Genomic DNA, 20,035 nt, shown 5'->3' with positions numbered 1-20,035 from the left:
AACCAGCGGCGGTCACTCCCCGCCGAGGGCGGCCACCACCGGGCGGGACAGCGCCCGCCGGGCCGGCAGCACCGAGGCGGCCAACGCCGCCCCGACCGCCACCGCGACGACCAGGCCGAGCCGGCCCCAGGGCAGGACCAGGGTGAAATCGCCACCGATCCGGGCCAGCACCGCCATCGCCGCGGCCGCGACCCCGATGCCCAGCGCGACGCCCAGCACCGTGCCGACCAGCGCGGTGAGCAGCGCCTCGACCGCGAGCACGGCCCGCATCCCGCCCCGGGTCAGGCCGACCGCCCGCAGCACCGCGTTCTCCCGGGTGCGCTCCACCACCGACAGGCTCAGCGTGTTGGCCACGCCGACCAGCGAGATCACCACCGCCAGGCCGAGCAACGCGGTGACGAAGGCCAGCACGAGGTCCACCGTGCCGGTGAGCATCCGCTTGTACGCGGCCTGGTCCAGCAGGTTGGCCGTCGGATAGTCGGCGAGCACCGCCTCGAGGACCGTACGGGCCGCCGCCGGGGAGACGCCCTCGGCGGGCTCCACCTCGGCCAGGTGACCCCGCTCGGCCGGGAAGAGCCGCCCGAAATCGGCGTCGACCAGGTCAACCTCGTGCCCGGCCGGCACCGGGCCGGCGGCCAGGGCCGGCTCCCGCGCGGCGACCACCGCCGCCACCCGGAACGGGTGACCGGCCAGGGTGACCGTGCTGCCGACCCGCCAGCCCCGGGCGGCGGCCAGTTCCCGGTGCACCAGCACCGATCCCGGCGCCAGCCCGGCCGGGTCGCCGGCGTCGACCGCGGTGAGCGTCCGGCCAACCAGGGCCGGATGGGCGGCGCGCAGCTCGATCCCGTCGACCACCCGGCTGCGCTGCTCGTGCACCACGCCCAGCTCGGGGCGGGCGGCCAGCTCGTCCACCAGCGGCGCGGGCAGGTCGACGCCGATCCCGGTGACCAGGAAGTCCACCCCGAGTTCCCGGTCCACCGCGGCCTCGATGCCGGCCTTGGCGCTGCCGGCGCCCACCACGAAGGCGGAGACCAGGCCGATCCCGATCACCATGGCGGTGGCGGTCGCCGCGACCCGGCGCGGGTTTCGCACCGCGTTGGCCACCGCCAGCGCGGCGGTCACGCCGAGCAGCCGCCGCGCCGGCCGGCCGAACAGCCGGACCAGCGCCGGCACCAGCACCGGACCGAACAGCACGACGCCCAGGAAGGCCAGCACCCCGCCCAGCGCGACCAGGGGCACCTGAGCGGTGGCGCCGGCGCCGACCAGTGCCGCCACCCCGGCGGCGAGGACCAGGGCGCCGGCCGCAAGCCGGAGCCGCCCGGCCGGGCGGGCGGGCCGCACGGCGGCGTCGGTGAGCGCGGCGACCGGCGCGATCCGGCTGCCCTGCCAGGCGGGCAGCGCGGCGGCGAGCACGGTCAGCGCGGTGCCGAGACCGAGGCAGAGCAGCACCGTGCCGGCGGTCACGGTGAGCGTGCCGGCGACCGGCACGTCCAGGGCGGGCAGCAGCGCGCCAAGGCCGGCGGCCAGCCCGACCCCGGCCAGCACGCCCACCGCCGAGGCGAGCAGCCCGGTCAGCGCCGCCTCCCCGAGGGCGGCCCGGAAGACCTGGCCGCGGGTCGCGCCGACCAGCCGCAGCAGCGCGGTCCGCCGGGCCCGCTGGGCGAGCACGATGGCGAAGGTGTTGGCGATGACGAAGCCCGCCACCACCACGGCGACCGCGGCGAAGGTCAGCAGGAACAGCCCGAACTGCCGGCCGTCGCGGACCGCGTCCTCGACCGCCTCGTCCAGGATCACCCGCCGGTCCTTGACCGGCACACCCGGGCCGACCACCGCGCGGACCCGCTCGGCCAGCGCCTGCCGGTCCACCCCGGGGCCGGCCGCCAGCATGATCCGGTCGTACCCGGCCACGCCGGCGACCCGCAGCGCGTCCGCGCCGACCAACCCGAGGTACGGCCCGCCGACGTCCCGGGTCGAGCCGGCCACGTCGACGGTGCCGACCAGGGTGTACGGCCGCGCCGCCGCGGTGGCGCCGCCGACCCGGACCCGGTCGCCCAGGTCGAAGCCCTGCGCGGCGGCGGTGGGCGCGTCGAGCACCAGTTCGCCGGGGCGCGCCGGCAGCCGCCCGGCGACCACGTCGTACGACCGCAGGGCCGGGTCGGTGGGGACGGCGGCCAGCACCGCGTAGCCGAGCACCGGCCGCCCGTCGGCGCCGACCACCCCGGCGGTGCCGATCAGTTCCCCCTCGGCCGCGGCCACCCCGTCGACCGCGCGGACCCGGTCGACCAGCGCGGGCGGCAACGGCGTCGACCCGGCGTACGCGGCCAGGTCGGTGTGCCGGTCGAAGGCCCCGGCCCGCTCCTCCGCGCCCGCCCGGATGCCGTCGGTGAAGATCAGGGTGCCGGCCACGAAGGCGACGCCGAGGACGACGGCCAGGGTGGAGAGGAGCAGGCGCAGCCCGTCCGAGCGGACCTGGCGCAGGGTGAGGCGCAGCATCCCGCTCACCGCCCCGCCGCCGGCGCCGGCTCGAGCCGGGCGAGCGTGTCGAGAACCTGCCCGGCGGTCGGCGTACGCAGCTCGTCGACCAGCCGGCCGTCGGCCATGAAGATCACCCGGTCGGCGTGCGCGGCGGCCACCGGATCGTGGGTCACCATGACCACGGTCTGGCCGAGGTTGTCCACGGCCTCCCGGAGCAGGCGCAGCACCTCGGCGCCGGAGCGGGAGTCGAGGTTGCCGGTCGGCTCGTCGGCGAAGACCACCCAGGGGCGGGTGATCAGGGCCCGGGCCACGGCCACCCGCTGCTGCTGGCCGCCGGAGAGCTCGGCCGGCCGATGGCCGAGCCGGTCGGTGAGGCCGACCGCGGCCACCACCTGCCGCAGCCAGTCCGGGTCGGGCCGCCGGCCGGCGATGGCCAGCGGCAGCACGATGTTCTCCTCGGCGGTGAGGGTGGGCAGCAGGTTGAACCGCTGGAAGACGAAGCCGACCCGGTCCCGCCGGAGCAGGGTCAGCCGGCGGTCGTCGAGCCGGGCCAGCTCGGCCGCGCCGATCCGGACCGTGCCGGCGGAGGGCCGGTCCAGGCCGGCCAGGCAGTGCAGCAGGGTGGACTTGCCGGACCCGGACGGGCCCATCACGGCGGTGAACCGGCCGGCGGCCAGGTCCAGGTCGACGCCGGCGAGGGCGACGACCGGCTGGGGCCCGACGCCGTACTCCTTGCGCAGCTCGCGGGCGCTGACGGCGACGCCGGTGGTCGGGGTTGCGGACACGGTGGTGCTCCTGTCGGGCTGGTCAACGGACCTTTCCGACGCTATGCGCGGCACCGGCGTGTCGATCTCCACCTGGGCGCTCGACCTGAGTACGCCCTGGGTCGCCCCGGACCGGGTGGACCCGTACGACCCAGGTCGTACCCGCCGGTCAGCCGCCGGGGGTGACCAGCCCGCTCTCGTACGCCAGCACCACCGCCTGCACCCGGTCGCGGAGCTGGAGCTTGGCCAGGATCCGGCCGACGTGCGTCTTCACCGTCGCCTCGGCCACGTGCACCCGGGCGGCGATCTCGGCGTTGGACAGGCCCTGCGCGACCAGCAGCAGCACCTCCCGCTCCCGCTCGGTGAGCTGCGCCAACCGGGGGTCCTCGGTGGGCCCGGGACCGAGCTGGCCGGCGAACCGGTCCAGCAGCCGCCGGGTGATCGACGGGGCCACCACCGAGTCGCCCTCGGCGACCACCCGGATGGCGGCGAGCAGGTCCTCCGGCGGCACGTTCTTGAGCAGGAAGCCGCTGGCGCCGACGCGCAGCGCGGCGAACGCGTCGGCCTCGGTGTCGAAGGTGGTGAGGACCAGCACCCGGGGGCGTCGGTCGGCCGGGCGGCCGACGATGCGGCGGGTCGCCTCGACCCCGTCCATGGTCGGCATGCGCAGGTCCATCACGACCACGTCGGCCGCCACCCGGTCCAGCACCCGGAGCGCGTCGGCGCCGTCGATCGCCTCGCCGACCACCTCCAGGTCGGGCTGCGAGTCGAGCACCATCCGGAACCCGGCGCGGACCAGCGCCTGGTCGTCGACGATCACCACGCGGACGGTCATGCGGCCTCCTCCTCCGTCTCCGGCGCCGACGGCAGCGGCAGCCGCACCTCGACCCGCCAGCCGCCGCCGAGGGTGGGGCCGGCGGTGAGGCTCCCGTCGTACACCCCGACGCGTTCGCGCATGCCGACCAGGCCGTGCCCGCCGGACGGCGCGGGCCGGACCGCCGGGCGGCCCCGCCCGTCGTCGACGGCCCGGACCACGACGGCGTCCGGGGTCCAGCGCAGGTCCAGCTCGACCGAGGCGCCCACCCCGGCGTGCTTGAGCACGTTGGTCAGCGACTCCTGCACCACCCGGTAGAGGGTCAGCTCCAGCCCGGGTGGCAGGGCCGGCGGCCGGCCGGCCGTGGCGCAGCCGACGGTGAGGCCGGCCGCGCGGAACCGGTCCAGCAGTTCGGGCAGCTCGACCAGCGCCGGTCGCCGGTGCGCCGGCTCGGCGGAGAGCCCGTCGTCGGGCCCGGCCGCCGGCTCCGGCCGGCTCGGCTCGCGCAGTACGCCCACCAGCCGGCGCATCTCCTCCAACGCCTGCCGCCCGGTGTCGGCCACCACCTTGGCCGCCTCGCGGGCGGTCGCCGGGTCCCGGTCGATGGTGAACCGCACCCCGTCGGCCTGCACGATCATCACGGCCATGCTGTGCGCCACCACGTCGTGCAGCTCGCGGGCGATGCGGGTGCGCTCCTCGGCGACCGCGGCCCGGGCCTCGGCCTCCCGCTCGCGTTCCAGGGTGGCGGCCCGCTCCTCCAGGCTGAGCACGTAGAGCCGGCGGGTCCGCACGTTCAGCCCGACCAGCCAGACCGCGCCGGTGATGGTGCCGAACCAGATCGCGCTGGCCCACCAGGTGGCCGGTCCGGGCACCTGGAGCGCGGCCAGCACCACCCCGACCCCGGCGACGCCGCCGGCGATCACCCCGTCCCGCAGCCGGTCGGCGTACTTGACCACGCTGTAGAGGGCGATCAGCACGGCGATGTCGTAGCCGAGCGGGCCCCACCCGGCGAGCACCTGGGTCAGGGCGAGCGCGGCCACCACGGCGGCGACGGCCGACGGGTGGGTCCGCCGGAAGAGCAGGGTCAGCCCCATCACCAGCCCGACGACGGTGGCCGGCCAGCCGCCGGGCTGGGCCACGACCCCGGCGACGGCGAAGAGCGCCACCAGCCCCGCGACGGCGACGTCGAAGGCGACGCTGCGCAGCGGACGGCCGAAGATCATGCGCTCCACGGTCACCCAGCGTACGGGGTGCCGGGTCCGTCGCCGCCGGCCCGGACACCGCCGGGGTCAGGAGGACGGCAGCAGTTCGCCGAGCCGGCCGATCTCCACGGTCTGCTCGGCGGCGACCGAGTTGGCGAACTCCTGCATGGTCTGGTCCACGCCGACCTTGAGCAGGTCGGTGGCCATGGTGACGGCGCCCTGGTGGTGGTCGGTCATCATCCGCACGAAGCGCCGGTCGAACTCGGCGCCCCGGGCGGCGGCGAGTTGCCGCATCGCCTCGGCGGACTGCATGCCGCGCATCGTGCCGTGGTCGTGGCCGGGGACCTCGGCGGGCAGGCCACGGGTGGTGAGCCAGGCCCGCATGACGCCGATCTCGGGCTGTTGGGCGGCCCGGATCCGGTCGGCGACGGCGCGTACCCGGGGGTCGGCGGCCCGGTCGGGGGCGAGCGCGGCCATCTCCAGGGCCTGCTGGTGGTGCGGGATCATCATCCGGACGAACCAGACGTCGAGGCTGTTGTAGCGGGGCGGCGCGGCGTCGCGGACCTCCTGCCCGGCGCGCAGGCTGGCCGGCTCGCCCGGCCGGCCCGGCACGATCACCGGCGGCGCGGCACCGCCCGCGGCGGTGGGGCCGGGGGTGGGGGTGGCGGTGACCGGTCGGGCGACCGGCGTCGCCGGCTCGGCGCGCCGGGCCAGCGCGATGCCCAGCACGAGCAGGAGTACGGCTGCCAGTGTGACGGCGGCCCACGTCCGCGCCTGCCGGGTGGTCATACGCCACTCCCTCCGGTCGAGGTCGCAGCGATCCTATCCATAGATGACCGTTCTCGAATGTGACGCAGAACACATTGATGTCGGTCAGCAGCCGGTAAGGTGTGGGCAATCGTCATCCCCTTTCGAAGGGTGTCGCCGATGCACCGATCCCCCACGTCCCGCATCCGGATCGTCAGCCTGGCCGCCGCCGCCCTGCTCGTCGCCGGCGTGGCCGCCGCCCCACCCAGCAGCGCCCAGGAGACCTCCCGGCTCAGCGCCGAGCCGACCACCGTGGACGCCGGCCTCGGCGTCGACGAGATCTCCAGCAGCCCGAACCTCCGTCAGATCGCCAGCCTGCCCAAACAGGCGCCGTTCGACACCGAGTCGGCGTACGGCACGGACATGGCCTTCCAGGGCCGGTACGCCTTCGTCGGCAACTACAACGGCTTCGTCATCTACGACATCGCCCGGCCGAGCGCGCCGTCGATCCTGTCCCAGGTGCTCTGCCCCGGGTCGCAGAACGACATCTCGGTCCACGGCAACCTGCTCTTCCTCTCCACCGACTCCTCGCGCAGCGACGACTCCTGCTCCAGCGTCGGGCAGCCCGCGTCGGTCAAGGAGTCCTGGGAGGGCATCAAGATCTTCGACATCTCCAACAAGCGGAACCCGCGCTACATCAAGTCGGTGGAGACCGCCTGCGGCTCGCACACCCACACCCTGGTGCCGGGCAAGGACCGCCGGACCGTCTACCTGTACGTCTCGTCGTACAGCCCGCGGGCCGAGTTCCCGGACTGCCAGCCGCCGCACGACTCCATCTCCATCGTGAAGGTGCCGCTGAACAAGCCGACCACGGCCGCCGTGGTGGCCACGCCGAACCTCTTCCCCGACGGCGGGTACGAGGGCCGGCCCGGCGGCTCCGCCACCACCGGCTGCCACGACATCACCGCCTACCCGGCGCGCGACCTGGCCGCCGGCGCCTGCATGGGTGACGGCGTGCTGATGGACATCGCCAACCGAGAGGCGCCCCGGGTGATCAACCGCGTCCGGGACACCGTCAACTTCGCCTTCTGGCACTCGGCGACGTTCAACAACGCCGGGACCAAGGTGGTCTTCACCGACGAGCTGGGCGGCGGCGGCGCGGCGACCTGCAACGAGGCCACCGGCCCGCAGCGCGGCGCGGACGCCATCTACGACATCACCGGCCGGGGCGACGCCCGCACGTTGACCTTCGGCGGCTACTACAAGATCCCCCGGGCCAACGCCGACACCGAGAACTGCGTGGCGCACAACGGCTCGCTGATCCCGGTGCTCGGCCGCGACATCATGGTCCAGGCCTGGTACCAGGGCGGCGTCTCGGTCTGGGACTTCACCGACTCGCGGCACCCGGTGGAGATCGGCTACTGGGAGCGCGGCCCGCTCTCGGACGCCACCCTCACCCTGGGCGGCTCCTGGTCCGCGTACTGGTACAACGGCCACATCTACTCCAGCGACATCCAGAAGGGGCTGGACGTGCTGGAGCTGAAGGACCCGCGGACCTGGACGGCGAAGCTCACCCGGGTACAGGAGCTGAACGTGCAGACCCAGGCGGGCTACCTGAGCTGGTGACCGCCCGGTCCGGGCCTGGCCGCCACCACGGGGCCGGGCCCGGGCCACGCTCCGGGCCGCCGGAAGCCGGCGTCCACCCGGGCCGTGCCGCCGTACCGCCGCTCGCGGCCCGGCCGTCACGGCCCGGCCGTCACGGCCCGGCCCGTGCGCCCGGGGCCGGCGCGGCCCCACGGCCGGGCCCGACGCCGCCGGCTCAGCCCGGCGGGAGGCGGGCCAGCTGGGCGTCGATCGCCGCCGGCGTGAGGGCCGGCCGGCCCCCGGGGTGGCCCACCGTCGCGCCGGCCGCGGCGACCGCGTAGCGGGCGGCCCGTGGGTACGGCTCGCCGCGCAGCAGGCCGGCGGTGAGCGCGGCGACGAACGCGTCCCCGGCGCCCGTGCTGTCCACCGTGGCCGTGTCGGTCAGCGGCAGGAAGACCGCGCCGTCCGGCCAGACGACCGCGTTGCCCTGCCCCACCACCTCGACCACCACCAGCGCCGGGCCCCGGGCCCGCAGCTCCCGGCCCGCCCGCAGGCCCGCGTCGGCGTCGGCCGGCGGGACGCCCACCATCCGCCCCGCCTCCCGGGCGTCGGCCCGCAGCACGTCGGCCAGGGCGAACAGCTCCGCCCCGCCGGCCGGGTCGGCCGGCGCGCCGTCGAGGACCACCAGCCGGCCGGCGTCGCGGGCGCAGCGGGCCGCCGCGAGCGCCGCGGGCAGCGGCTGCTGCAACTGGACCACCACGGCGCGGGCGGCCCGCAGCATCGCCGCGGCCCCGACCACGTCCGCCTCGGAGAGCAGGGTCGCCTCGGGAATGTCCTCCAGGTAACGCCAGCGCGCCCCGGCGTCGACCACGTCGACGATCAGCGCGCTGGGCGTGCCGGCCCGGCGCAGCACCGGGGCCACGTCGATGCCGTCACTGCGGGCCTGGCCCAGCAGCCGGTCGGCGACCTCGTCCTCACCGACCACCCCGAGCAGCCCGACCCGGGCGCCGAGCTGGGCGAGCCCGACGGCCTGGTTGGCGCCCTTGCCGCCGAGCAGCTCCCGGCGGCGGCGCACCGGCACCGCACCGGACGGGCCGGGCACCTCGTCCACCAGCAGCACCAGGTCCCGCGCCACCTGCCCGACCACGATCGCGTCCAGTCCGGCCATGCCGGGTGATACCCCGGCCGCCGCCGCTCACGCCCGACTCAGCCCCGCACCACGGTGAACATGAAGCAGCCGTACACCACGTTGCGGCTGTGCAGCTGCGCCACCGCCGGGTCGGCGAGCAGCTCGGCGATCACCGCCTCCGGGTCGTCGCCGTCGTGCCGCCGGCCGCCGACGATCCGCCCCGCGCCGTCGTACGCCCGCAGCACCTGAGGCCGGCCCCGCCAGTCGGCCGGGTAGCCGCCGGGCGCCGCCGGGCCGGCGCAGTCGGCGTCGTGGGCGAAGATCGGCCCGAGTTCCCGGTACGGGCCGGCCGGGATCGGCGGGGCGTAGCCGAAGAGCAGCAGCAGGTCCCCCGGCGTGGCGTCGCGCAGGCAGCAGCGCAGCGGCTCGCCGCCCTCGGCGCGACGGCGCTCGACCGGCTGGCCGGCGGCGTCGAGACCGGTGCGCCGCACCTCGGCCAGCACCGGAGCGGGCAGGGATCGGACCAGGTAACGGAGGCGCGTCGTCGTCATGATCCCAGCCTGGCGCTCGGCGGAGCCGTCGGCTGGCGGGAATGCGACCTCGCGTTGCCGCCGGCCGGTGGCGCGGGCGACACTCCGCGCCCGCGGCGGCTCCCGCCGCTCAGCGCCGCAGACCGGCCGCGCCGCCCGGCCGTCGCCGGTCAGCGCCGGGAGACGGGGATCTGGAGCTCGGTCACGCCCTTCTCCGGCGCGTCGGGGCGGTAGTCGAGGTAGACCTCCCGGGCGTACCCCTCGGCCCGCCAGCCGTTCTCCTCGCTCCATCGGGCGAGCACCCGCATGCTCGCCTCGACCGCGTCCATCGGCCCGTGGTGCAGCACCGTCGCGGCGGCCGGCAGGGCCGGCAGGTCGACGACGGCGAAGTCCCGGGCGGCCGACGGGTCGGCGCCGACGGTGACCCCGGCGTGCACGACCACGGCCTCCCCGTCGTCCCGCCGCTCGTACCAGGCGATGCCCGGTCCGGTGGGCTGGACGTCCGCCGGGTCGAGCCGGCGGAACAGCTCCGGGTAGAGCGGCTGGATCACCGGGCCGATGTCCGGCCCCTCGTAGCTGGCGGCGACGGCGGTCAGCTCCGCGACCCGGACCGGCGGGATCTCCTTGAGCACGACGTTTCCCTCGGTCATCCGGCCCTCCGTCTCGAGCATCCGGAGTCTCGCCTCGATCGCCGCCAGGCGGGCGGTGTCCGCGGCCACCTGCGCGGCGAGCTGGGCGCGGCGCAGCCGCAGCATGCCGCGCAGCTCGGCGACGTCCAGGTCGTCGTCCAGGACCGCCCGGACCTGGTCCAGCGTGAGCCCCAGCTCCTTCAGGGCGATCACCTGGTTCAGCCGGCCCAGTTGCGCGGCCTGGTAGTGGCGGTAGCCGGTGCGCGGGTCGACGGCGGCCGGGCGGAGCAGCCCGATGCGGTCGTAGTGCCGCAGCATCCGCACCGAGACCCGGCCGAGCGCGGCGAATTCTCCGATGGTGAACATGGCCCCCTCACGCTGCACCCTGACCCCGTGTCAAAGTCAAGCGGCTTGACCCGGACACGGTGTCAGGGTGGAGGCTGCCGGCATGGACATCGACGACTACCGGGCCCACTCCCCCTACAGCGATCCGGGCCGGCACGCCCCGCTGCTCGACGCGGTGCCCGCCGACATCGCCGCGGTCGCGGCAACCGTCCGCAACGTGATCATCCACTACCGCGCCGGCGGAGTGGAGCTGCCCGCGGCCCGGCTGGACGAGGTGAACAGCCGTTGGCTGGACCGGATCCTGGACACCGACCAGTCGCGCTTCCCCGGGCCGCTGAGCGCCGCGCGGCCCGCCGCGGAGCGGGTCGCCGGCTGCTGCCGGGACCACACCCTGCTCGCCGTCGCGGCGCTGCGCCAGCACGGCGTTCCGGCTCGCAGCCGGGTCGGCTTCGCCAGCTATTTCCAGACCGGCTGGCACCACGATCACGTGCTGGTGGAGTACTGGAACGGCGAGCGCTGGGTCTGGGCGGACCCGGAGCTCGATCCCGCCGCCGACCGGCCCTTCGACGGCTACGACATCGACCCGGCGGCGGGGCTCTTCGACTCGGCGGCCCGGGTGTGGTCGGCGTACCGGGCCGGGCAGCTCGACCCCGACCGCTACGGCGTCCAGCCCGACCTGCCGATCCGCGGTCCGTGGTTCATCCACGACTACGTGCTGCACGAGCTCGCCCACCGGCAGAAGGACGAGCTGCTGCTCTGGGACAGATTCGGTGCGATGACCGACGATCTCGCGGACGCCGACGTCGCGTTCGCCGACGAGATCGCGGCGCTGCTGCTCGCCGCGGACGGCGGCGACGACGCCGCGGAGAAGGAGCTCAACGACCGGTACGCGAGGGACACCCGCCTGCGTCCCGCCGCCGTGATCAGCAGCATCGACCCGAACACCGGTGCCGTCCCCCCGGTGGACCTGCGCCGCTGATCCCGGGCGACCCGCTCAGCCCGGCAGCGGCGCCCCGTCCCCGCCCCGGGTCCGACGCGGGCCGACCAGCCGGCGGACCATCGGCACGGCGTTCCACTTCGCCGCGCCGACCAGGTCCCGGGCGTGCTCCAGCACGGTGTAGTCGGGGCGGGCCAGCCCGTCGGCGATCGCCCGGTCCAGGTCGTTGCCGCAGCGGGTGAGCACGCTGTCGAAGTCGCGGCGGACCGGTTCGAGCAGGTCGTAGCCGAAGGAGCGGTGCAGCCGGGCGAAGAGCGGCTTGTACAGGCGGGCCCGCTCGTGCAGGCCGGACGAGTACGACATCGGGTTCTTCGGGCGTCGGCGGACGTAGTCGGGCAGCACGTCGGCGAAGGCCCGCCGGACGATCCACTTCTCCTGCCCGTCGCGCACCTTGAGGTCGAGCGGCAGCCGCATGGCCAGCTCCACCAGGCTCAGGTCGAGGAAGGGGACCCGCGCCTCCACCCGGTGCGCCATGCTCACCCGGTCGACCCGCTGCAACTCGGTGCGGCACAGGTTGCGGATCTTGTGCAGGAAGAGCCGGCGGGACCGCTCCGGGCCGGCGCGGTGATACATCGGGTAGCCGCCGAACAGCTCGTCCGAGCCGTCCCCGGTGAGCACCACCTTGACGCCCAGCTCGCGCAGCCGGCGGAAGAGGGGCACCGAGACGACCGCGTTGATGATGTCGCCGTACTCGGTCAGCTCGGAGATCCGGATCGCCTCCCGGACGTCGGCCAGCCGGATGTCGCGCGGGCGTAGCTCGACGACCTCGTGCGGCACGCCGAGGTCGGCGGCGAGCCGCCGCGCGTACGCCACGTCGGGGCTGTCCGGCACGCCGACGGTGACCGCCACGCAGTCCGGGTGCAGCTGCCGGGTGTGCAGCAGCGCCAGCGAGCTGTCCAGGCCGCCGGAGAGGATCACCCCGACGGTGAGGTCGGTGTCCAGCCGCGCCCGGATGCTGTCGGTGAGCGCGGCCCGGACCAGCCGGGCCGCCTCGTCCGGGTCGTCGATCACCGGCCGCCCCGCGCCGAGGGCGAGCAGGTCCACGTGGGGGCGCACCCGGACCCGGCCGTCGGGCTCGGCCCAGCCGTGGTGCCCGGGCGGCACCTCACTGATCGGCGCGCCGTGCCCGACCAGTGCCTTCACCTCGGAGGCGAGGTGCACGCAGCCCGGGCCGCGGGACCAGTAGAGCGGCTTGACCCCGAGCGGGTCGCGGGCCAGGTAGGCCCGCCCGCCGGCCCGCTCGACCACGACGAAGGCGTACTCCCCGCGCAGCCGGTGCACCGCCTCCTCGCCCCACTGCCGGAAGGCGGCCAGCACCACCTCGGTGTCGCTGGCACTTTGGAACGGGTACCCGAGCCGCGTCAGCTCCCCGCGCAACTCGTGGTGGTTGAAGATCTCGCCGTTGTAGCAGAGCAGGTGCCGCTCGTCGGGCGAGAGCCACGGCTGGCCCGCCCGGTCCGGATCCACCACCCGCAGCCGGCGTACGCCGGCCAGCAGACCGTTCTCCTGCCGGGTCTCGGTCACCTCGCCGCGCGGCGCGAGGACGGCGAGCATCCGGCGAAAGGTCGCCGGGTCGGCCTCGGGACCGAGGCTGAGCGCGATGCCGCACATCGCCTCACACCCCCATCTCGGCCTCGTACGCCCGGCGGAACCGGCGGCGCGCGTCGGGCGCGAGACAGATGTGCCAGGCCTGGCCCTCGTCGACCACGTTGATCTCCCCGGCCTCCTGCCGGGCCAGCAGCAGCTCGGTCAGCGTGTCCCGGACGCCGAACCGCTGGTACCACGCCACCTCCACGTCGGCGGCCCAGCCGAGGCAGTGCCCGCTGGGCACCATCGCGGCGTACCCGAGGCGGCGCAGCCGGTACTGGTGTTCGGCGCTGCGGGCCAGGCTGGTGGCCCAGAGCGGTGGTGTGCCGGGCGGGCAGGCCAGGGCGAACTGCCGGCCGATGTCGTTGAGCAGGGCCACGATCTCGCGCCGGGCCCGGCGGAACCGCAGCCCGGCGGTGCGCGGGGTGGCGTCGGGCCGCAGCCGTCGGCCGACCGCCCGCAGTCCCCGGCCGAACACGCCGACGGGCTGCTCCTGATAGCGGAAGGCGAGCAGCCCGCGCCGGCGCAGCCACTCCAGGTCGACCAGGTCGGTGCTGGTGTCGACCTGGCTGTCGGTGAGCAGGGTCGGGGTGTCCCGCCACCACATCACGTCGATGCGGGACAGCAGGTAGATCCGGACCAGGGCGGTGAGGTCCTGCGCGGAGCTGCGGGCGTTGGGCTGGTAGCGGGCCATCTCCAGCAGCAGGGTCTCCCGGGCGCCGACGAATCCCTGCGGGGTGGCGTCGAGGACCGCGGCGATGGCCGGTTCCCGCAGCCGCTGGTCCAGCAGCACCTGCCGGGCGGCGGTCGACGGAGCGTCGGCGAGGGCGCCCACCTCGACCAGCAGCTCGGCCACCGCGGCCCGGTACGCGGCCAGGTCCGGCCGCCGCCCCGGGGCGGGGCGGCGGCCGGTGGCGGGCGGCAGGCGGCGGGCGGGAGCGGCGGGCGCGACGGCGGGCCCGGGCTGCGGCCCGGGGCTTCGGCTGGGCACTCGCATGGTCGGGTCCCCTCTCCGGGCATCACACGGCGTGGTCGAACCTGAAACACACCGTAATCGCAGCAAGAGGGCGATCCCCGAACAATCCTCCTATCCCCCCTTAAGGGCGATGAGTGGCTGAATTCGGCACGGACAGCTCAGCGACCCAGTCATAGGCCGGCACGTCCGGCAGGTCGGCCTCCCGGTCCCCCCGGGCCGCGTCCGCCAGGTGCAGCGCCGCGCCCAGGGCGGCCCGAAACAGCAGCGACCCGGTGCTGACCCGGGCCACGCCGAGCCGGCCGAGGGCGGCCATGCCCGGCCCACCGGGCCGGTACAGCACGTTCAGCGGTAGCCCCGCGTGCGCCGCCAGCCGGGGCACGAGGTCGTCCGGCACGGCCGGCGCGAAGAAGCCGTCGGCCCCGGCCTCCCGGTACACCCGGGCCCGGTCCAGCGCCTCGGGCAGCGGCTCGGGCACGCCCAGCCACCAGGCGTCGGTGCGGGCGTTGACGAACACCTCCGGCGCGGCGGCCCGGACGGCGGCGATCTTGGCGGCCATCAGGTCGGTTGGCGCCAGGGTGCCGTCCGGGCGGCCGTCCTCCAGGTTCACCCCGGCCACGCCGAGCGCGGCCAGTTCCGCGACGTGCTCGGCGACGGCCGCCGGCTCGTCGCTGCCCCCGCCCTCGATGTCCACGCTGACCAGCGCCGGCAGGTCGCGCAGCCGCCGGGCCAGCGCGACGTTCTCGGCCCGGATGGCGCCGGCCGCGTCCGGCTTGCCGGCGGCCGCGGCGACGCCCAGGCTGGTGGTGCCGACGGCCGGGTGGCCCCGGGCCGCGAGGGCCGCCGCGGAGGCGTGGTCCCAGGCGTTCGGCAGCAGCAGCGGCCGGCCGGGCCGGTGCAGGTCACGGAAGGCGGCACGGGCGTTCATCGGACGCTCACCTCGATCTGGGTCGGGACGTGCAGGGTGGGGTGCGGCTCGTGGGTCACCGGGCCGCCGGTGGCGGCGCACCGACGGCGCACCTCGCCGACCACCCCCTCGGCCAGGGCCAACGCGTGCCGCTCCCCCGGGCAGCCGCGCGGCCCGGCGCCGAAGGTCAGTGACCCGCGGCCCGGCCGGAACCGGTCCGGCTCCGGATGCGCAGCCGGGTCCCGGTTGGCCGCGTCGAAGCGCAGCAGCAGCGGGGTGTCCGGGCCGATCGTCCGGCCGCCGAGGCGCAGCGCCACGGTGGTGACCCGGCGGGTGGCCCGCACCGGCGGCGCCAGGCGCAGCACCTCGGCCAGCAGGTCGGCGGTGGGGACGGCGGCCGGCGCCGCGAGCCCCCACCGCACGGCCGCGCCGATCAGCCCGGCGGTCGCGTCGCAGGCCTGCACCAGCAGCCCGATCCGGTTCGCGGCCACCTCCGGCGGGGCCGGCGGCGACAGCGCCAGCAGCGCGGCCACCGCCCGGTCGGCGGCGGCCACCGCCGCCGGGTCCGCACCCGGGTGGTACGCGGCCGCCACCGCCGCCACCGCCGGAGCGGCCGCCACCGGATCGGCCAGGCCGAGCCCGGCCGCCAGCACCTCCACCGGTACGCGCCGGGCCAGCAGCGCCATCACGTCGACCCGCCCTGCACCAGGGTCGTCACCCGGCCCGCCGGCGGCCGGCGGCATACCGGCCCGTGCCGCCGGCGCACCTGCACCGGACCCGTCGACGTCCGCCCGGCCCGGCAGGATCGCCGGGTGCGGCGGCACGGTGGCGGGCGCGGCGGCGTCCGCCGGGCCGGCCGGGGCGGCCACCACGTCGAGCAGCGCGGCGGTGGCCCGGGCGGCGGTCGTGCGCAGCTCGTCCGGGTCGAGGTCGGCCAGCGCCGCGACCCCGACCGCACGGCGGGCGGGATGCTGCTCAGGCGGGCTGAACCGGCTGACGGCGCCGCGCAGCCAGGCCAGGGTGCCGCCCGCCGGACCGGGGGCGGCCGCGGGCACGACGCACCGGGGGTCGGTCAGCACGGCGAGCACGTCGACATGCCGGGTGACGATCCACCCGTCGGTGCCGGGAGTGGGCGGTCCGCAGGGTGGCGTACCAGGGGCGGGGGCGATGATCGACCAGCTCATGTTCCGACCGTAGGTGCCCCACCGTTCGGCCCGGACCGAACGATTCCCCACCTCCCACCGGACCGCAGCCCCATTCGGCCGGTGGAACGCCATGGGTGTGTCCGCACCCCGGAGACACCCATGGCGCTCCACTCAGCGGCGTGTCCGGCGGTGCGCGACGGCCTGGCGAATCGCGACCTGGCTTCCCGCGCGGTCTCACGCCCCGTTCCTCCGCACACCGCAGGACCGGCCGTCCCGCGTGCCCATCCTTCACGGGGATATCGAAAAGCGGCAACGAGCCGAGCCGGGGCGCGGCGTAGACGCAATGACGAAGAGATCTTGGTAAGAATCGGCCCCCCTGGGGGACTGAATAGCCCCCTGGGGGCCATTTCCTACCAAGTCACCCGGTCTCTTCGGGACCCCACGCAAGCGTGAAAATGGTGGTCGGGTCGCCCGCCGACGTCGATCGATCTTGGGATGTTGTAGCCCGTTACCAAGTCTGACGCCGGGGCCCCGCCCTGAAGGGTCACGCACTGTTGCTTCGAGCACGCCGGTCAGAATTTCGGTTCCCGACCGAGGCCCCCGGGCGGGCGCGCCCACAACCCGTCGGGGTGCAGGTCATTTACCGGTCAGATCTCTCAGGCTCGGGGTCGACCTGGCGGTGTGGCTGCGCGGGGGTCGGGCCCGGAACGCGTCGGCGCGGTGGAGCGCGGGAAACGTCGGCCCGGGTGGGGCGCGGAAAACGTCGGCGCGGGTCGGACGCGGAGAATGTCGGGGCGGAGGGGAAGCGCTGGGGGCGGGCCCGGCGGAGGAAGCCCGCTGCGGCGGACCCGGCGGAGGAAGCGCTGGGGGCGGGTCGGGGGCGGTGGGGCGGGTCAGGCGCGGGCGGGTGCGGTGTCGCGGGAGGCGGGTGCGGCCAGGGCGTCGGGGGCGACGCCGAGGGCGGTGGCCAGGGCGGGCCGGCCGGCCGGGGTGAGGCGGACCGCCCGGCCGGTGCCCCGGACGGTCCAGCCGAGGTCGAGGAAGCGGCGGCACAGCGCCGCCCCGAGCGCGCCGGCCAGGTGCGGGCGGCGCTCGGTCCAGTCCAGGCAGTCGCGGACCAGCGGCCGGCGGCCGGCGCGCAGCGGCTCGACCGGTACGCCCAGCTCGGCCAGCCACCCGACGCCCGCCGGGGTGAGCGCCAGGCCGCCGGCGCGGTCCAGCACGCCCCGGTCGAGCAGGGCGTCGTGCAGCACCACGCCGAGCCGGCCGGCGAGATGGTCGTAGCAGGTCCGGGCGTACGCGAGGGCGACGCCGGCCGACGCGGCGCGCAGGCCTCGGGGCGGGGCGGGTGGGGTGGGCGCGTGGCCGGCCAGGTCCTCGACGAGCTGGGCCACTGCCGGGCCGGCGAGGCGCACGTACCGGTGCCGGCCCTGCCGTTCCTCGACCAGCAGCCCGCCCTGCACCAGCCGGGTGAGGTGATCGCTGGCGGTGGACGGGGCCACCCCCGCGGTCCGGGCCAGCTCGCCGGCCGTCCAGGCCCGCCCGTCGAGCAGGGCCAGGCAGAAGCTGGCCCGGGTGGAATCGGCGAGCAGCGCGGCGAGGCCGGCCAGCGCGCGGCCGTCGGTACCGGTCGTGGTCATGCCCTCCATGCTGGCACGGCCACGGTTCGGTCCCGGTCGACAGGTGCGGCGGCCTTTACATCGTTGTATCCAACGTTGTAGAAACGGCAGACCGACGTCCGTCCATACCCGAGGCAGGTCTGATGGGACGACACCTCCACCGCGCCGGCGTGCTCGCCGCCGTCCTCGCGCTCGCCCTGAGCGGCACGGGCCGCCGCGCCGGCCGCCGGCACCGCCCCCGACCGCTACCGCAACCCGATCTCCGCCGGGTTCGCCGACACCTTCGCCGACCCGGTGGTCGTGCGCGGCGACGACGGCCTCTGGTACGCCTTCGGCACCTCCGACCCCCTCCGCGAGGGCGAACGGCAGGCCCACCGGGTGCCGATCGCCCGCTCGGCCGACCTGGCCGACTGGACGTACGTCGGGGACGCCTTCGCCCCCGAGCAGCGCCCGTCCTGGGCCGCGCCGGGGGCGGCGTTCTGGGCGCCCGACGTGCGCCGGGTCGCGGGCCGCTGGGTCATGTACGTGACGGTCACCGACACCACCGTCTCCGGCGACACCTTCGACACCGCGGTCGGTGCGGCCACCGCACCCACCCCGGCCGGCCCGTGGACCTTCGCCGAGGAGCCGGTGGTGGCCCCGCGACCCGGCGGGGGCGGCGGCTACCTCTGGACCATCGACCCCAGCCAGGTCACCGACCCGGCGGGCCGGCACTGGCTCTACTACGGCAGCTACTACGGGGGCATCTCGGTCACCGAACTCTCCCCGGACGGGCTGCGCGCGGTCGGCACACCGACGCTGGTGGCGATCGACAACAAGTTCGAGGGCGGCTACGTGGTCCGCCACGACGGCTGGTACTACCTCTTCGCCTCCACCGCGAACTGCTGCGCCGGCCCGGCCACCGGCTACTCCGTCCAGGTGGGACGGGCACGCGAGCCGCGCGGGCCGTTCGTGGACCGGGACGGGCAGCGGCTGGACGTCTCCCGGGCCGGCGGCACCCCGGTGCTCACCCAGAACGGCAACCGGTGGATCGGCACCGGGCACAACGGGGTCCTGACCGACCTGTCCGGGCAGGACTGGATCGTCTACCACGCGATCGACCGGGCCGACCCGTACCTGGACGAGCCGTTCGGCATCAACGAGCGGCCGATGCTGCTGGACCGCCTGGACTGGGTGGACGGCTGGCCGACCGTGAACGCCGGCGCCGGCCCGTCCGAGGGCACCCGGGCCGCTCCGGTCACCACCGGGGCGCTCGACGCCCGCTTCGACACGGCCGACCTCACCGGCTGGCGGGCCGCCGGCAGCTGGCGGGTGGACGCCGGACAGGTCACCGGCACCGGCGCCCTGACCAGCCGTACCGTCGCCGGCGGGGACGTGCGGGCGGAGGCCGACCTGCGGCTGTCCGGGGCGACCACCGCCGGCCTGCGCCTCGGCCGGGTGGACGTCCGGGTCGGTGCCGGCCGGCTGACCGTCCGGCAGGCCGGCGGCGCGAGCGCGCAGGCCGCGCTGCCCGCCGGCCTCGACCTCGCCGACCCGCACAACCTGGCCGTCGAGGTACGCGGTCGGGACCTCGTCGCCGAGCTGAGCCCGGCCCGCCTCGGCGACCAGCTCGCCGTGGTGACCCTGCGGCTGGCCCGCCCGGCGGCCGGCCCGCTCGCCCTGCTCGCCGACGGCGGCCCGGCCCGGTTCGACAACGTCAGCGTGGCCCGGCTGTACCGGCCGGTCCGGCACGCCGTCGCCCCGCCCGCCGTGGGCCGGCTGCTGCCCGGCTGGTCCGACGAGTTCGCCGACGGGCTCGACCCGGCCTGGCAGTGGATCCGGCGCAACCCGGCGGCCGCCGTGTCCGGCGGCGCGCTGCGCTGGCCGGTGGAGTCGACGGACCTGGTCGGCACCGGCAACACGGCCGGGGTGCTGCTGCGGGCCGCGCCGGCCGGCGACTACGTGGCGGAGACGAAGGTGACCCTCGACCTCGGCGAGGACACCGTCCGCAACTACCAGCAGGCCGGTCTGGTCGCGTACGTCGACGACGACCGGTTCGCCCGGCTGGCCCAGGTGGCCATCTGGAACACCCGCCAGGTCGAGTACGGCTACGAACTGCCCTTCGCCGGCCAGCCGGTGTACGGCGGCAGCATCATCGGCACCCCGGCCACCACGACCTGGCTGCGGCTGGCCCACCACGTCGACCCGGCCAGCGGTGAGCACGAGTTCCGGGCCGGCTCCAGCCGGGACGGGACGCACTGGACGTGGGGCGCGGTCTGGACCTTCCCGGCCGACACCACGCCCCGGATCGGGCTGGTCGCACACGGCGGCGCGGAGCCGCCGGTCACCGCCGAGTTCGACTACCTGCGCCTCTACCGCTGAGCCTCGGGTCGGGGCCGCCGCCCGGCGGCCCCGACCCGGGTCGCCCGCGAGCCGGCGCGGGCCCGCCGGGGTGCGGTGTGGCGCAGCCGGTGAGCGGGGCGGGGCCTGGCGCGGGCCCGTCGGGGTGCGGTGTGGCGCAGCCGGTGAGGTGCGCGGGCCGGCACGGGCCCGTCGGGGGTGCGGTATGGGGCAGCCCGTGCGCGGCGGGGCCGGCACGGGCCCGTCCG

Annotated in this window: 16 protein-coding genes; 3 read left to right on the top strand and 13 right to left on the bottom strand. The window is 76.3% G+C overall.

Annotated features, from left to right (window positions below):
• Positions 1-12 precede the first annotated feature (12 nt).
• From AB0I11_RS21385 to AB0I11_RS21365, 5 genes are all read right to left on the bottom strand, one after another.
• On the bottom strand, positions 13-2,493 hold the full coding sequence (locus AB0I11_RS21385; protein ID WP_357323004.1) for an FtsX-like permease family protein: 2,481 nt from the start codon (positions 2,491-2,493) through the stop codon (positions 13-15).
• A 5-nt stretch (positions 2,494-2,498) separates the two neighbouring features.
• Positions 2,499-3,260, bottom strand: a complete 762-nt coding sequence (locus AB0I11_RS21380; RefSeq protein WP_357323001.1) for an ABC transporter ATP-binding protein — start codon at positions 3,258-3,260, stop codon at positions 2,499-2,501.
• A gap of 148 nt (positions 3,261-3,408) precedes the next feature.
• Positions 3,409-4,074 carry a response regulator transcription factor gene (locus tag AB0I11_RS21375; RefSeq protein ID WP_357322999.1) on the bottom strand — a complete coding sequence of 222 codons (666 nt, stop codon included), beginning with the start codon at positions 4,072-4,074 and terminating at the stop codon, positions 3,409-3,411.
• Positions 4,071-5,291, bottom strand: coding sequence for a histidine kinase (locus AB0I11_RS21370; protein ID WP_357322995.1), 1,221 nt, complete (start codon positions 5,289-5,291; stop codon positions 4,071-4,073). The genes AB0I11_RS21375 and AB0I11_RS21370 overlap by 4 nt, the downstream gene beginning before the upstream one ends.
• Positions 5,292-5,342: 51 nt before the next feature.
• Complete coding sequence (locus AB0I11_RS21365; protein WP_357322992.1) at positions 5,343-6,044, bottom strand: DUF305 domain-containing protein; 702 nt, start codon at positions 6,042-6,044, stop codon at positions 5,343-5,345.
• A 138-nt stretch (positions 6,045-6,182) separates the two neighbouring features.
• Between AB0I11_RS21365 and AB0I11_RS21360 the strand changes: the two genes are divergently transcribed.
• Positions 6,183-7,628 carry a hypothetical protein gene (locus AB0I11_RS21360; protein WP_357322989.1) on the top strand — a complete coding sequence of 482 codons (1,446 nt, stop codon included), beginning with the start codon at positions 6,183-6,185 and terminating at the stop codon, positions 7,626-7,628.
• A 193-nt stretch (positions 7,629-7,821) separates the two neighbouring features.
• Here AB0I11_RS21360 and AB0I11_RS21355 read toward each other — a convergent pair whose 3' ends face one another.
• From AB0I11_RS21355 to AB0I11_RS21345, 3 genes are all read right to left on the bottom strand, one after another.
• Positions 7,822-8,754: a PfkB family carbohydrate kinase gene (locus AB0I11_RS21355; protein ID WP_357322985.1), complete on the bottom strand. Its 933-nt coding sequence runs from the start codon at positions 8,752-8,754 to the stop codon at positions 7,822-7,824.
• Positions 8,755-8,792: 38 nt separating this feature from the next.
• On the bottom strand, positions 8,793-9,266 hold the full coding sequence (locus AB0I11_RS21350; RefSeq protein ID WP_357322981.1) for a DUF1203 domain-containing protein: 474 nt from the start codon (positions 9,264-9,266) through the stop codon (positions 8,793-8,795).
• 149 nt (positions 9,267-9,415) lie between these two features.
• Positions 9,416-10,240 carry a MerR family transcriptional regulator gene (locus AB0I11_RS21345; RefSeq protein ID WP_357322978.1) on the bottom strand — a complete coding sequence of 275 codons (825 nt, stop codon included), beginning with the start codon at positions 10,238-10,240 and terminating at the stop codon, positions 9,416-9,418.
• 82 nt (positions 10,241-10,322) lie between these two features.
• On the opposite strand from AB0I11_RS21345, the gene AB0I11_RS21340 reads away from it, so the two are divergent.
• A complete protein-coding gene (locus AB0I11_RS21340; protein WP_357322975.1) occupies positions 10,323-11,198 on the top strand; it encodes a transglutaminase domain-containing protein in 876 nt (291 codons plus the stop codon).
• A 15-nt stretch (positions 11,199-11,213) separates the two neighbouring features.
• On the opposite strand, the gene AB0I11_RS21335 is transcribed toward AB0I11_RS21340, so the two are convergent.
• The 5 genes from AB0I11_RS21335 to AB0I11_RS21315 all read right to left on the bottom strand — a co-directional run bounded on the left by AB0I11_RS21335 (position 11,214) and on the right by AB0I11_RS21315 (position 17,468).
• A complete protein-coding gene (locus tag AB0I11_RS21335) occupies positions 11,214-12,827 on the bottom strand; it encodes an asparagine synthase-related protein (RefSeq protein WP_357322972.1) in 1,614 nt (537 codons plus the stop codon).
• Between the two features lie 4 nt (positions 12,828-12,831).
• Entirely contained in the window at positions 12,832-13,800 is a 969-nt protein-coding gene (locus AB0I11_RS21330) for a hypothetical protein (RefSeq protein WP_357322969.1), read from the bottom strand.
• A gap of 100 nt (positions 13,801-13,900) precedes the next feature.
• Entirely contained in the window at positions 13,901-14,704 is an 804-nt protein-coding gene (locus AB0I11_RS21325) for an isocitrate lyase/phosphoenolpyruvate mutase family protein (protein ID WP_357322966.1), read from the bottom strand.
• A complete protein-coding gene (locus tag AB0I11_RS21320) occupies positions 14,701-15,867 on the bottom strand; it encodes a cytochrome P450 (RefSeq protein WP_357322963.1) in 1,167 nt (388 codons plus the stop codon). The genes AB0I11_RS21325 and AB0I11_RS21320 overlap by 4 nt, the downstream gene beginning before the upstream one ends.
• 854 nt (positions 15,868-16,721) lie before the next feature.
• Positions 16,722-17,468, bottom strand: coding sequence for a helix-turn-helix domain-containing protein (locus AB0I11_RS21315; protein WP_357322960.1), 747 nt, complete (start codon positions 17,466-17,468; stop codon positions 16,722-16,724).
• A gap of 279 nt (positions 17,469-17,747) precedes the next feature.
• Here AB0I11_RS21315 and AB0I11_RS21310 point away from each other — a divergent pair, with 279 nt between their 5' ends.
• The gene (locus tag AB0I11_RS21310; protein WP_357322957.1) at positions 17,748-19,808 is read left to right on the top strand and encodes a family 43 glycosylhydrolase; all 2,061 of its coding nucleotides are present in this window, start codon (positions 17,748-17,750) and stop codon (positions 19,806-19,808) included.
• Positions 19,809-20,035: the final 227 nt, after the last annotated feature.

The sequence above is a fragment of the Micromonospora sp. NPDC050495 genome, assembly GCF_040655175.1.
Lineage (GTDB): Bacteria > Actinomycetota > Actinomycetes > Mycobacteriales > Micromonosporaceae > Micromonospora.
This window is presented reverse-complemented; position numbering and strand designations above follow the sequence as displayed.

What these genes read in the sequence shown, in the direction of transcription:
- AB0I11_RS21365 (WP_357322992.1), bottom strand. Translation starts at nt 6,044, where the DNA reads ATGACCACCCGGCAGGCGCGGACGTGGGCCGCCGTCACACTGGCAGCC.
- AB0I11_RS21315 (WP_357322960.1), bottom strand. Translation starts at nt 17,468, where the DNA reads ATGACCACGACCGGTACCGACGGCCGCGCGCTGGCCGGCCTCGCCGCG.
- AB0I11_RS21355 (WP_357322985.1), bottom strand. Translation starts at nt 8,754, where the DNA reads ATGGCCGGACTGGACGCGATCGTGGTCGGGCAGGTGGCGCGGGACCTG.
- AB0I11_RS21360 (WP_357322989.1), top strand. Translation starts at nt 6,183, where the DNA reads ATGCACCGATCCCCCACGTCCCGCATCCGGATCGTCAGCCTGGCCGCC.
- AB0I11_RS21350 (WP_357322981.1), bottom strand. Translation starts at nt 9,266, where the DNA reads ATGACGACGACGCGCCTCCGTTACCTGGTCCGATCCCTGCCCGCTCCG.
- AB0I11_RS21330 (WP_357322969.1), bottom strand. Translation starts at nt 13,800, where the DNA reads ATGCGAGTGCCCAGCCGAAGCCCCGGGCCGCAGCCCGGGCCCGCCGTC.
- AB0I11_RS21345 (WP_357322978.1), bottom strand. Translation starts at nt 10,240, where the DNA reads ATGTTCACCATCGGAGAATTCGCCGCGCTCGGCCGGGTCTCGGTGCGG.
- AB0I11_RS21375 (WP_357322999.1), bottom strand. Translation starts at nt 4,074, where the DNA reads ATGACCGTCCGCGTGGTGATCGTCGACGACCAGGCGCTGGTCCGCGCC.
- AB0I11_RS21320 (WP_357322963.1), bottom strand. Translation starts at nt 15,867, where the DNA reads ATGAGCTGGTCGATCATCGCCCCCGCCCCTGGTACGCCACCCTGCGGA.
- AB0I11_RS21340 (WP_357322975.1), top strand. Translation starts at nt 10,323, where the DNA reads ATGGACATCGACGACTACCGGGCCCACTCCCCCTACAGCGATCCGGGC.
- AB0I11_RS21335 (WP_357322972.1), bottom strand. Translation starts at nt 12,827, where the DNA reads ATGTGCGGCATCGCGCTCAGCCTCGGTCCCGAGGCCGACCCGGCGACC.
- AB0I11_RS21385 (WP_357323004.1), bottom strand. Translation starts at nt 2,493, where the DNA reads ATGCTGCGCCTCACCCTGCGCCAGGTCCGCTCGGACGGGCTGCGCCTG.
- AB0I11_RS21325 (WP_357322966.1), bottom strand. Translation starts at nt 14,704, where the DNA reads ATGAACGCCCGTGCCGCCTTCCGTGACCTGCACCGGCCCGGCCGGCCG.